At 46.5% G+C, this 12,759-nt stretch carries 9 protein-coding genes; 7 read left to right on the plus strand and 2 right to left on the minus strand.

Translation table 11 applies throughout. The features are described 5' to 3' along the window. Positions 1-324: 324 nt before the first annotated feature. The 4 genes from nirB to MSG36_RS07560 all read left to right on the plus strand — a co-directional run bounded on the left by nirB (position 325) and on the right by MSG36_RS07560 (position 6,876). Positions 325-2,907 carry a nitrite reductase large subunit NirB gene (gene nirB, locus MSG36_RS07545; RefSeq protein WP_248367049.1) on the plus strand — a complete coding sequence of 861 codons (2,583 nt, stop codon included), beginning with the start codon at positions 325-327 and terminating at the stop codon, positions 2,905-2,907. 58 nt (positions 2,908-2,965) lie between these two features. Next, positions 2,966-3,310 (plus strand): nitrite reductase small subunit NirD, encoded by a 345-nt coding sequence (nirD, locus tag MSG36_RS07550; RefSeq protein WP_012600889.1) that lies wholly within the window; start codon positions 2,966-2,968, stop codon positions 3,308-3,310. 142 nt (positions 3,311-3,452) lie between these two features. Beyond that, positions 3,453-4,922, plus strand: a complete 1,470-nt coding sequence (locus tag MSG36_RS07555; RefSeq protein WP_050621641.1) for a NarK family nitrate/nitrite MFS transporter — start codon at positions 3,453-3,455, stop codon at positions 4,920-4,922. Between the two features lie 163 nt (positions 4,923-5,085). Beyond that, entirely contained in the window at positions 5,086-6,876 is a 1,791-nt protein-coding gene (locus MSG36_RS07560) for a bifunctional protein-serine/threonine kinase/phosphatase (RefSeq protein ID WP_248367051.1), read from the plus strand. 50 nt (positions 6,877-6,926) lie between these two features. Here the strand turns inward: MSG36_RS07560 and cra are convergent, their stop codons facing one another. Beyond that, positions 6,927-7,931: a catabolite repressor/activator gene (gene cra / locus MSG36_RS07565; protein ID WP_248367054.1), complete on the minus strand. Its 1,005-nt coding sequence runs from the start codon at positions 7,929-7,931 to the stop codon at positions 6,927-6,929. Between the two features lie 385 nt (positions 7,932-8,316). Here cra and fruB point away from each other — a divergent pair, with 385 nt between their 5' ends. The 3 genes from fruB to fruA are packed head-to-tail and all read left to right on the plus strand — an operon-like array spanning position 8,317 to position 12,195. Then, positions 8,317-9,450 carry a fused PTS fructose transporter subunit IIA/HPr protein gene (fruB, locus tag MSG36_RS07570; RefSeq protein ID WP_017094927.1) on the plus strand — a complete coding sequence of 378 codons (1,134 nt, stop codon included), beginning with the start codon at positions 8,317-8,319 and terminating at the stop codon, positions 9,448-9,450. Between the two features lie 9 nt (positions 9,451-9,459). Beyond that, on the plus strand, positions 9,460-10,437 hold the full coding sequence (pfkB, locus tag MSG36_RS07575; RefSeq protein ID WP_248367056.1) for a 1-phosphofructokinase: 978 nt from the start codon (positions 9,460-9,462) through the stop codon (positions 10,435-10,437). 15 nt (positions 10,438-10,452) lie between these two features. After that, positions 10,453-12,195 (plus strand): PTS fructose transporter subunit IIBC, encoded by a 1,743-nt coding sequence (gene fruA / locus MSG36_RS07580; RefSeq protein ID WP_248367058.1) that lies wholly within the window; start codon positions 10,453-10,455, stop codon positions 12,193-12,195. Between the two features lie 165 nt (positions 12,196-12,360). On the opposite strand, the gene MSG36_RS07585 is transcribed toward fruA, so the two are convergent. Beyond that, entirely contained in the window at positions 12,361-12,684 is a 324-nt protein-coding gene (locus MSG36_RS07585) for a DOPA 4,5-dioxygenase family protein (protein WP_248367060.1), read from the minus strand. Between the last annotated feature and the right edge of the window lie 75 nt (positions 12,685-12,759).

Below are 12,759 nucleotides of genomic sequence, written 5' to 3' on the forward strand. Positions count from 1 at the left end.
ACTTAATTTTTGCACCATCTTGCAGAAAGTTGCACCACAAACGCTCATTTATATAAATCTAACAAAAAATTTACATACCACTTTAGGGGTAATTGCGTGCTACCTCTATTTTTTAAACCACTGAAAATTATAAATTAATTTTTATTTAAATGAACGAACCGTAATCTGGCATCCTCCTTGCTCCACTAAAAACCAAGACTTAGAAAAAACATTTTTGTTTTTCTTGATGATTATGAATTGAGTGGAATCTCAACCCGGTATTCATCTGCTAACGACTAGAAATTAGATGCTAGTGATGGTGACGCCGAGAATAAGGAATGGATTATGAGCAAGAAGAAAATCGTCGTTGTTGGTAACGGCATGGTTGGACACAAATTTATCGACAACATCCTGCAATCAGAGAGTGATGAATTTGATGTGACTACTTTTAGTGAAGAGCCAAGGCTAGCCTACGACCGTGTTCAGCTGACGGCTTACTTTAATGGTAAAAGCGCTGATGACCTGTCATTGACCAGTGAAGAATATTACCAAAGCAACGGCGTGAACTACTTGTTGAACCAGAAGGTTGCCAAGCTAGACACCGCCAATCAACAAGTCATCACTGAAAGTGGTCACGTTGAAAGTTACGACAAGCTAATCTTGGCGACGGGCTCTTTCCCTTTTGTTCCCCCTATTCCCGGTAACGACCAAGAACACTGTCACGTTTATCGTACCATCGAAGACTTAGACGCCATCGAGCTTTCAAGCAAAGGCAGCAAATCTGGCGTGGTGATTGGTGGTGGTCTGCTTGGCTTAGAAGCCGCAAACGCCGTCAAAAACCTTGGTTTGGAAACCCATGTGGTTGAATTCGCGCCTCGCCTAATGGCCGTTCAATTAGATGACGGTGGCGGTGCCCTACTGCGCAGAAAGATTGAAGACCTTGGTGTGCAAGTTCATACCGAGAAAGCGACCTCTGAAATAGTCGACGGTGAAAACGCTCGCTACCGCATGAACTTCGCCGATGGCACCCATTTAGAAACCGATATGATCGTATTCTCTGCCGGTATTCGCCCTCAAGACGCACTAGCAAGAAGCTCTGATGTCGAGATTGGCGAACGTGGCGGTATTGTGATCAACAATCACTGTCAAACCAATATCGACAACGTCTACGCGATTGGTGAATGTGCCCTTTGGGATAACAAGATCTTCGGCTTAGTCGCTCCCGGTTATTCGATGGCAAAAATCGCGGCTTCGCATATTGTCTCTGACGGTACTGACGACGCTGCATTCACTGGCGCCGACATGAGCACTAAGCTCAAACTGCTTGGCGTCGATGTTGCCAGTATTGGTGAAGTACACGGCAAGACGGAAGGCGCTCAATCGTATACCTACAACGATGAAATCGAACAAGTTTATAAGCGCCTGATCATTTCGGCTGACGGCACAAAGATTGTTGGTGCTGTGTTAGTGGGGGATGCAGAAGCGTATGGTTCGCTACTGCAAATCAAGCAAAACGATATGCCCCTTCCTGAAAACCCATCAGTACTGATTCTACCTAACGTGGCCGATGATTCAGGTTCGGCAATGGGTGTTGAAGCTCTGCCTGATAGCGCTGTGATCTGTTCATGTTTTGATGTAACCAAAGGCGACATCAAAGAGGCGGTTTCTGCTGGCTGCACCACGATGGCCGCACTGAAAGAAACCACCAATGCTTCGACAGGTTGTGGCGGTTGTTCTGCCCTTGCGAAACAGGTTCTCGATAGTGAGCTGAGTAACTTAGGTGTGGAAGTCTCTAACGATATCTGTGAGCACTTTGCTTATTCTCGCCAAGAGCTGACTGACATCATCCGCGTCAACAAAATCAAGACCTTCGATGAGCTGTTAGATTCTCACGGCAACGGATTGGGCTGTACCGTGTGTAAACCGGCTGTCGGTTCGATTCTGGCTTCGTACTGGAACGATTACATCCTCGAAGATCAACACATCGAACTGCAAGACACCAATGACATCTACCTTGGCAACATGCAAAAAGACGGCACTTACTCGGTAGTTCCGCGTATTGCTGGCGGTGAAATCACTCCAGATAAATTGATCGTACTTGGCGAAGTCGCTAAAGAGTTCGACCTGTACACCAAAATCACGGGTGGTCAGCGTGTCGACTTGTTTGGCGCACAGCTTAACGAACTGCCTATCATCTGGAAAAAGCTGATTGATGCAGGTTTTGAAACGGGCCACGCCTACGGTAAGTCGGTTCGTACCGTGAAATCGTGTGTCGGCAGCACTTGGTGTCGATACGGTGTCGACGACAGTGTTGGCTTAGCGATTCGACTTGAGAACCGCTACAAAGGCCTGCGTTCACCCCACAAGATCAAGTTTGCGGTTTCAGGCTGTACTCGTGAATGTGCAGAAGCCCAATCGAAAGACATTGGTGTTATCGCCACCGACAAAGGTTGGAACCTTTACATCTGTGGTAACGGCGGTATGCGCCCTCGCCATGCAGACCTATTCGCCACTGATTTGGACGAAACCACACTCCTTAAATACATCGACCGCGTTTTGATGTTCTACACACGTACCGCAGACCGCCTACAGCGTACATCGGTATGGATGGAGAACCTCGAAGGCGGCATTGAATACCTCAAACAAGTCGTGATTGAAGACAAGCTCAACGTAGCTGAAGAACTCGAAGCGGACATCGCACTCAACATCGAGAAGTACCAGTGTGAATGGAAAACCACCATTGAAAACCCTGAGAAGATGAAGCGCTTCCAGCACTACATCAACAGTGAAGAAATGGACACTAGCCTCTCTTTCATCAAAGAGCGAGAGCAACGTTTTCCTAAACCAAGCTTGAGTGATGCTTCGAATTCAAAACGCGATGAAAAGCTCGCTCAAGCAGACCAAATCGAAGTGACTGAGGTTTCATAAATTTCATCAGGTTCATCAATAAAAAAATAAAAACTCAATTTTAGACTAGGAGAAAGTCATGGAAAATTGGACAACCGTATGCAGCACCAGCGATCTAACCCCAAACGGGGGAATTTGCGCCAAAGTAGACGATAACCAAGTGGCTATTTTTTACTGCAAGCGCAGCGACACGCTTTATGGGCTCTCTAATTACGACCCTATCGGCAAGGCGAATGTGATGTCACGTGGTATAATTGGTTCATTAAGCGGAGAACCTTATGTGGCCTCACCCTTATACAAGCAGCATTACCACTTAGAAACTGGCGAATGTCTTGAACAGCCTGAGCTCAAGCTCGTGAAATTTGAAGTTCGCAAGCAAGGAGAACAAGTTCAAGTTCTCGCACCACTTGCTATCGCCAGTTAACTAAAACGCCGACACCATGATGCAAACGCTTATTGGCGTGCGCAATTTCGGCACAGGGTTTATGCACATTAAAGCGTTCGAAGTTCGGAAGTAACGCAGATGCACAAACCGGGTAATTTTCCAGATTTAAAGGATTTAAACCATGGATAACACTAAATTTTCGCTGCTTTCATTTACGGGTAAGATGAAGGTCTTACACCTAAGCTGGATGGCCTTTTTCATTACCTTTGTTGTGTGGTTCAACTTTGCCCCACTACTGCAAATGGTAAAAACCACGCTTGGTCTTTCTACTGAAGAGATCAAAACCCTCCTGATCCTCAACGTTGCATTGACCATTCCGGCACGTGTCGCAATAGGCATGCTAACCGATAGATACGGCCCTAGGTTGGTCTACTCTTCGCTACTCGCGGTCTGTTCTATCCCTTGTTTCATGTTTGCTCTGGCAGACTCTTTCATTCAAGCAGCAATCGCTCGTTTCCTACTGGGCTTCATTGGTGCAGGTTTCGTTGTCGGTATTCGTCTTGTGTCTGAATGGTTTCCACACAACGAACTGGGTACTGCAGAAGGTATTTACGGCGGTTGGGGTAACTTCGGTTCAGCAGCAGCGGCGTTCACACTTCCAACTCTCGCTCTAGCGTTTGGTGGTGAAGACGGCTGGCGTTATGCGGTTGGTATTACTGGCGTAATGAGCTTAGCGTTCTCGTTTATCTTCTACAAAAACGTGTCAGATACACCAAAAGGTTCAACTTACTTCAAGCCTGCTCAAGTAACGGCGATGGAAGTGACATCAAAGGGTGACTTTTTCTTCCTACTTATTATGAAGATCCCTATGTATGCCGCTTTAGCGCTACTGACTTGGAAGCTATCACCGAGCAACATCAACATGTTGTCTGACATGGCGGTTTACTCTGTGTATGCAGGTTTAGCAGCACTTTACGTGTACGAAGTGTCGCAGGTTTGGAAAGTAAACAAGAACGTATTTAAAGAAGAAGTGCCAGAGATTCACCAGTACAAATTTAAGCAAGTTGCGGTACTTAACGTATTGTACTTCGCGACATTTGGTTCTGAACTGGCTGTGGTTTCTATGTTACCACTGTTCTTCTCTGAAACCTTTGAATTAACACCGGTTCTTGCAGGTATGGTTGCATCGGCTTATGCCTTTATGAACCTAATGTCTCGCCCAGGTGGTGGTTGGATTTCAGATAAATTCGGTCGTAAACCAACACTGCTTATTCTAACGATTGGTCTTGCTGTGGGTTACTTCGCAATGGGTCAAGTAGACAGCACATGGCCTGTATGGCTAGCGGTTGTCGCGGCGATGGCGTGTTCTTTCTTCGTGCAAGCGGGTGAAGGTGCGGTATTCGCAACGGTTCCTCTAATCAAGCGTCGTATGACAGGTCAGATTGCAGGTATGACGGGTGCTTACGGTAATGTGGGTGCGGTGGTTTACCTAACTGTGTTGTCATTCGTGAGCTACCAAACGTTCTTCTTAGTGATTGCTGCAACAGCGGTACTTGGTTTCGTGACTCTACTGTTCATGGAAGAGCCTAACGGTCAAATCGCTGAAGTAAACGACGACGGTAGTGTGACCTTGATTAACGTATCGAACTAGCCTCAGTACTATGAAGCATTGATATTATTGAATCGGGAGTGGTACCAAGGTGTGTTTCACCACTTTGGTACTGCGTTCAAAGGCTCTAGGTTCACTAGGGCTTTTGTTCTTCCTAGATGTTCTCTCAAGGACGCAAGAAGAACAGTTAAGAAGAAGAACAGTTATGACAATTTCATTCAGCCAAGGGCAAGTCATCACGCCAGAATCTAATAACCAGTTAACGCTGAAGTTTGGTGGTTATTCGAATAAAGGCATTCGTGATGAAAACCAAGACGCCATCATTGTAAAACACCCTAAAACTCGCATGGAGCAAGAGTTGAAAGGCAGCGTCGCCTGCATAGCAGACGGCGCGAGTTGCAGTGAACACGGCCAGCAAGCCAGCCACACCAGCGTGATGCAGTTTATCGACGACTATTACGCAACGCCAAAAAGTTGGAGCATTCAGCGCTCAGCTCAGAAAGTCTTAAAGTCACTCAACTCTTGGCTCTTCAATACCTCTGTTTCCAATATCCATTCCGCGCAACAAGTTAACCACAACGCTCTAGTTTCGACTTTCAGCAGCGTGATATTAAAATCAAACACCGCGCATTTATTCCATGTCGGTGACAGCCGTATCTACTTGTTAAGAAATGGTGAATTGCGCCAACTGACACGCGACCATACGCGCAAGAATATGGGGCAGAAGCATTACCTAACACGCGCCTTAGGCATGGACAACCAACTCAACGTTGACTATCAAACACTTCCCATCAAGAAAAACGACTGCTTTATCCTGACATCTGATGGCGTGCATGAGTTTGTTTCTCCCAACACGTTCAAGGAACATATCGACAAACCCGGCGTTGATTTCGAACACGCTGCACAAACGATCTGTAATACCGCTTTAAGTCACAATAGTTCAGACAACGTAAGCTGCTTGATTGTGCAAGTTAACCACCTACCTAAGCCTTCGCTCATTGAATTCCATGAAAAACTGGCTAAGCGTGCCATCCCACCCGCTTTAAAACTCGGGCAAAGTATCGACAAATTTATGGTACTTGAGGTGTTGTATGCAGGCACTAGAAGCCATGTGTATCGTGTGATGCAGAAAGAGACACAAACCGAGTTCGTGTTAAAAGTCCCGTCAGTTCAATATCACGATAATCCTTCGCAACTCCGAGCGTTCTTTAATGAACAATGGGCGGGGCTATTACTGCACAACAAGAAAATCATGAAGGTTTACCCAACGCCAGAGCACTCGCAATTCTTATATCAAATCTGCGAATGGGTCGAAGGCATTACGCTAAGACAATGGATGTACGATAATCCAAAGCCGTCACTCAATGAAGTGCGCGAAATCTTAGAAAAGATCACGCAAGGTATTCGAGTATTACAACGCGCAGACATGGTGCATCGAGACCTAAAGCCCGAGAACATCATGCTTCAACGTGATGGTGAGATAAAAATCATCGACCTTGGTGCAGTGTTAGTGAGAGGCCTTGAAGAGGGAGAGCTCACCGACAAAGACGATACACCACTAGGCGCGGTCAATTATATTGCACCAGAAACCATCAAGCACAATACGGCGACCACAAGTTCAGACCTGTTCTCTATCGCAGTGATCGGCTATGAGATGCTAACGGGTACATTGCCCTACTCTGAGATGACGGCACAATCGCTTAATCAATCTCGTCACCACCAATGGGAGTATCAACCCATCACACAAAAGCGGTCTGACTTACCAAGTTGGGTGGATTTGGTGTTACAAAAAGCCTGTGCGGAATCACCAAGCGAACGTCATCAAGTGTTGGGGGATTTTGTGGCAGACCTTTACACACCAAACCAAAGCTTGGTGAAAAGCAAAGCCAAGCAACCTTTGATAAACCGAAACCCAATCCAGTTTTGGAAAGTGTTGGCCTTGTTGCTCGGCATTGTTGCCATTGTAGAAATGGGCTTATTGCTGAGTAGGAGTTAATTACAGGTTCGAGCTAAACGCGAGGCTTCTAGCTAACTGTAAAATTCGAGTTAGCCTCGCTTCACTAAGCTTCTTGGTACGAGTTCAATGCCAGCTTGGTAACGCTTGGCCGATGCATTTAACGCCAAGGCAAAAGCACTATCGGCAATGACTTCAAATTGCTGCGGCAGTGAGTGAACCTTAAAAGGTAAGAAGTCCAATAAACGGTTATCACCAAAGGTTGCCAGCTTTACTTGCTTGATCAGTTCAGGCTTTTCGACCATTACATCCAGTACACCTTCTAACAAGGTGTAAGACATAGTGACAATGGCATCAGGGACTGTACCTTTAGCAATCCAACCCTCAAAAACCTCACGTCCAGATTCTCTGTCAAAGTGTTCACCATAACCCACAACCATCGGCTTGTTTTCTGTTAGCCCTGTTTGTTGAGTATGTGCTTTGTTCGCTGCTTCAAAACCCAACTGACGCTCACGTGAAATGTTCAGATCAGGTAACGCGCCGATTAAACCAACACTATGGATGCTGTCATCAAGAATCGAGTGAGTCAGCTCAAATGCGGCTTCAAAATCTTCACTGATCACACACGCAAAGTGCTCATCATCTAACGGACGGTCAATCGCGATTACGGGTGTACCTGAGTTTTGCAGCTTCAAGTAAAACTCATTGGCGTCTGGCATTGAGCTCGCCACCAGCAAAGCATCGATACGACGACTCACTAAAGCTTCGGCTACTTTGCGTTCGGTTTCTGCATCATCATCAGAGCAACCAATCAAAATCTGGTAGCCCACTTTACGTGAGTTCTGCTCTATCAATTTAGCTAAACGCGCGTAACTGCTGTTTTCCAAATCAGGAATAATCAAACCAAATGACCGGCTATTACCAGCACGCAGCGACGAAGCAGCATGGTCTGGTCGGTAGTTATACTCTTCCACAACCGCCATGACTTTCTGCTGAGTCTTTTCACTGATTCTGTATTTCTGCGCCTTGCCGTTGATGACATAACTGGCCGTGGTTTTCGATACTCCAGCCAATTTAGCAATTTCATCAAGTGTCATATGGGTGACCTGTATTTTGTGCGTAGGATCATATAACCAATGATCTGATCCTCGGATTAGTTGAATTATATGCTGAATCGATTCAGTATAAAAGCTGAAAGGATTCAGCAAAATCTGAAAAGTGACTTCAATCATCCTTTTGTATGGATTGAGCGTCATTTGTTGTGATTCAACTTCTCGTTATTAACGAAACTGAAATTACGACGCGCAGCAAAACTATTTTGAAAACCAAAATCGGCTTTGCTGAATTTTTTTACACTGAATGCTGAACCGATTCAGCTAAAGTAAAACAAAGAGCAAAGCAACGAGTAAAGTTCACTAATTCTTGCTCTAGACTGAATCGTAGCGATACACAAATTCTCAAGCGATACGCTAAAGAGGCACCATGCTTAAATTATCAAAATCTGACATCACTCTAGGCCAAACTGCCGAAGACAAATTCAAAGCTATCCAAAACATTGCTGGCGACCTGACCGCGAAAGGCTTAGTTGACTCTGGCTACGTTGAAGGAATGCTGAACCGTGAAAACCAGAACTCTACGTTCCTAGGTAACGGCATCGCGATTCCTCACGGAACCACTGACACTCGTGGCCTAGTAAAAGAGACAGGCGTTGCGGTACACCACTTCCCTGAAGGTATTGATTGGGCAGACGGCAACCGTGTTTACGTAGCAATTGGTATTGCAGCTAAATCTGACGAGCACTTAGGCATTCTTAAGCAACTAACGAAAGTGCTAGCGGCTGACGGCGTTGAAGAGAAATTAAAGCAAGCGAAATCAGAAGACGAAATCATCGCCCTACTTAACGGCGAAGTTCAGCTAGAAGCAGACCTAGACGCTTCTTTAGTTCAGCTACTGTTCCCTGCAAGCGACATGGTTCAAATGTCGGCAGTGGCAGGCGGCCTACTTAAGAACACAGGTTGCACAGACAACGCATTCGTTGCTGACCTAGTAACGAAAACACCGACTCACCTAGGCCAAGGCCTGTGGTTATTGGGCAGCGATAAAGGTGTAACTCGCACTGGCGTATCTTTCGTTTCAACAGCGAACCATTGTGAATACGAAGGCACACCAGTTAAAGCATTGGTAGCATTCGCCGCTTGTAACAGCGCGCACCAATCTATTCTGGCAAACCTAAGCAAGATGGTTTTCGAAGGTAAACAGCAACAACTGTTAACCGCTGACGCAGCGCAAGTGATTGGCCTTCTGAAAGGTGAAGCGGTTTCTACAGCTTCTCAAGACGATGACAACTGCGCAGTATTCAAAATCAAAAACGCACACGGCCTGCACGCTCGTCCGGGTGCAATGCTAGTCGCTGAAGCGAAGAAGTTTGAATCAACAATCCGCGTGTCAAACCTAGATGGCGACGGAAAAGAAGTGAACGCGAAGAGCTTGATGAAAGTGATCGCTCTTGGCGTTAAACACGGCCACCAGCTTCAGTTTGTTGCTGAAGGTGAAGACGCAGCACAAGCACTTGAATCGATTGGTAAAGCTATCGCTTCAGGCCTTGGCGAAGGTTAAGGAGTCGATATGTCTGATAAACAAATCAAAGCCGTTACTGTAACGCTTAACCCTGCTCTAGACCTGACAGGCGCTATCGACGCACTTAACGTGGGTTCAGTTAGCCTAGTAAACAAAGGCTCTCTGCATGCAGCGGGCAAAGGCGTAAACGTCGCAAAAGTTCTTTCAGAGCTTGGCGCAAAAGTGACAGTGACTGGCTTCCTTGGTCGCAATAACGAAGAAGCGTTCTGCCAACTGTTTGAAGAGATGGGCGCAACTGACCGCTTCATCCGTGTTGATGGCGCAACTCGCATTAACGTGAAATTGGTAGAGAACTCAGGCCAAGTAAGCGACATCAACTTCCCAGGTGTTCCTGTTGATGCTGACGCTATCAAAGCGTTTGAAGAAACCTTGTTAGAACTGGCTGAAGACCACGAATACTTCGTGATTGCAGGCAGCTTGCCACAAGGCATCTCTCCTGAGCTTTGCGCTTCTTGGGTTCAACGCTTACACGATTTAGGTAAGAAGGTGCTATTTGATAGCAGCCGTGACGCACTTAAAGCCGGTATCAATGCGCAACCTTGGTTGATTAAGCCAAACGATGAAGAGCTGTCTCAGCTGTTCAATGCAGAACTGACAACTCGTGACCAATGCCAACACGCAGGCCAAGCCCTAAGTGAAAAAGGCATCGATAACATCGTGGTATCACTTGGCGCTGAAGGCGTGATGTGGCTAAACCAAGGTGAATGGTTACATGCTAAACCGCCGCGTATGCAAGTAGTAAGCACGGTAGGCGCAGGTGACACATTGGTTGCTGGTCTATGTTGGGGTCACATGCAACAGATGCCAAAACCAGAACTTATTAAATTCGCAACCGCCCTATCTGCTCTAGCAGTTTCACAGGTAGGCGTGGGCATCACCAGCCAACAAGAGCTGGATTCAGTACTACAAAATATCCAATTACAGTCGCTTAGTGCTCCAACTAGCCAGTTAGACACAAGCAAATAGGACAAAAGGTTTATTATGAATATTACCATTATCACAGCTTGCCCTAGTGGCGTAGCAAACAGCATCATCGCAGCAGGCTTGTTAGAGCAAGCGACAAAAGCACTGGGTTGGAACGCCGCTATTGAATGTCAATCAAGCGTGTTACCTGATTCAACTGTATCGCAAGACACTATCGACAGCAGCGACGTTGTGGTTATCGCAGCCAACACAAACGTTGATAAAGCGCGCTTTGTGGGCAAGAAAGTATACCAAGCAGCTATCTCTGAATGCACAGCTGATGCAAAAGCGTTTCTAGAGAAAGCGGTAGCAGAAGCAACGGTATTAGACGCTTCTCAAGTTCAAAGCACTGTTGAAGTGACTGGTACGTCACCTGCTACAGGTAGCAAAAAGATCGTAGCGATCACCGCTTGTCCAACTGGTGTTGCACACACCTTTATGGCCGCTGAAGCGCTTGAAGCCGAAGGCAAACGCCTAGGTCACCAAATCAAAGTAGAAACTCGCGGCTCTGTAGGTGCAAAAAACCAACTGACAGACCAAGAAATCGCAGACGCTGATCTAGTTATCATCGCAGCAGATATCGACGTTCCTCTTGATCGTTTTAACGGCAAAGCGCTATACAAAACAACGACAAGTCCTGCTTTGAAGAAAACAAAGCAAGAGATGGAAAAAGCGTTCGCAGAAGCTAAACCATACCAACACACAGCTTCTTCAAACTCAGCGCCTGCTGACGAGAAGAAAGGCGTGTACAAGCATCTAATGACAGGTGTTTCTCACATGCTTCCTGTAGTGGTTGCGGGTGGTTTGATCATCGCTCTTTCTTTCGTATTCGGTATCGAAGCGTTTAAAGAAGAAGGCACACTAGCAGCGGCACTGATGACTATCGGTGGTGGCTCTGCATTCGCCCTGATGATTCCTGTTCTTGCTGGTTTCATTGCATTCTCGATTGCTGACCGTCCGGGTCTAGCTCCGGGTCTAATCGGCGGTATGTTGGCTAGTTCAACAGGCGCAGGTTTCCTAGGTGGTATCGCAGCGGGTTTCATAGCGGGTTACTCAGCGAAGTTCATTGCTGACAAGGTTCAACTTCCACAATCGATGGAAGCGCTTAAGCCAATCCTGATCATCCCGTTTATCGCGAGTTTGTTCACTGGCCTTGTGATGGTTTACATCGTAGGTGGCCCTGTTTCTGGCGTAATGAGCGCAATGACAGACTTCCTAAACAACATGGGTACGTCTAACGCGATTCTTCTGGGTGTTATTCTAGGCGCAATGATGTGTTTCGACCTTGGTGGTCCTGTAAACAAAGCGGCTTACACGTTCGGTGTTGGTCTACTGGCTTCGCAAACTTACGCGCCAATGGCAGCTATCATGGCAGCAGGTATGGTTCCAGCTCTAGGTATGGGCCTTGCGACTTTCCTAGTGAAAGACAAGTTTGAAGCAGGCGAGCGCGAAGCGGGTAAAGCATCATTCGTTCTAGGCCTATGTTTCATCTCTGAAGGTGCAATTCCATTCGCAGCGAAAGATCCAATGCGTGTTATCCCGGCATGTATGGCAGGTGGTGCACTAACTGGCGCTCTATCAATGATGTTTGGTGCACAGCTAATGGCTCCACACGGCGGCCTATTCGTACTACTAATTCCTGGTGCTATCTCTCCAGTTCTAATGTACCTAGTGGCGATTGCAGCAGGTACAGCAGTAACAGGCTTTGGTTACGCAGCTCTTAAAAAGATGAGCGACTCTAAGGCAACTGCAGAGGCTTAATCCCCCTACTCTGGTTAACGGTTCAGCCCGATAACCAGAGGCTCTTGATAACCGGTTTCTTGGTAAAACGGCTCCCTAAAACAAAGGCTCCTCATTTGAGGAGCCTTTTTATTGTTCATGTATTTTCCGGTCGGAATGAGTTAAGTGCAATATTGGTATATTTGATTAGCTAGTCAGCGTTTCTTCAAAGACACCCAATTCACGACCAAGCCAAATCGCGCGTACTGTGTGATCCAAAGTTTCTTCACCGCCAGTTACAGGGTGAATAAGCACCGACATATCACCGCGTTCTTCCTCAAGCCATTCAACAATGCCCGACTCTTTGTTCGCAAAATGGATCTCAAACATTGGCATCTTATGTGGGCCAACCAAACGCTGTATTAGTGGGAAAACCTCTAATACATCTTTACGTTCCGATAGAATTTTCTGACGCAGTGTTTCTGCTTGCTCTGCAAATCGCAGAGGGAAATAGATATGACCGTGGTACATGGCACCATCCTTTAGAATTATGATGCGAACAGTTTAACCTGCTTTCTCTAGCAAGGACAGCCAACCAATGGCAGC

This window comes from Vibrio sp. 1CM8B (genome assembly GCF_023161685.1).
GTDB classification, from domain to species: Bacteria; Pseudomonadota; Gammaproteobacteria; order Enterobacterales; family Vibrionaceae; genus Vibrio; species Vibrio coralliirubri.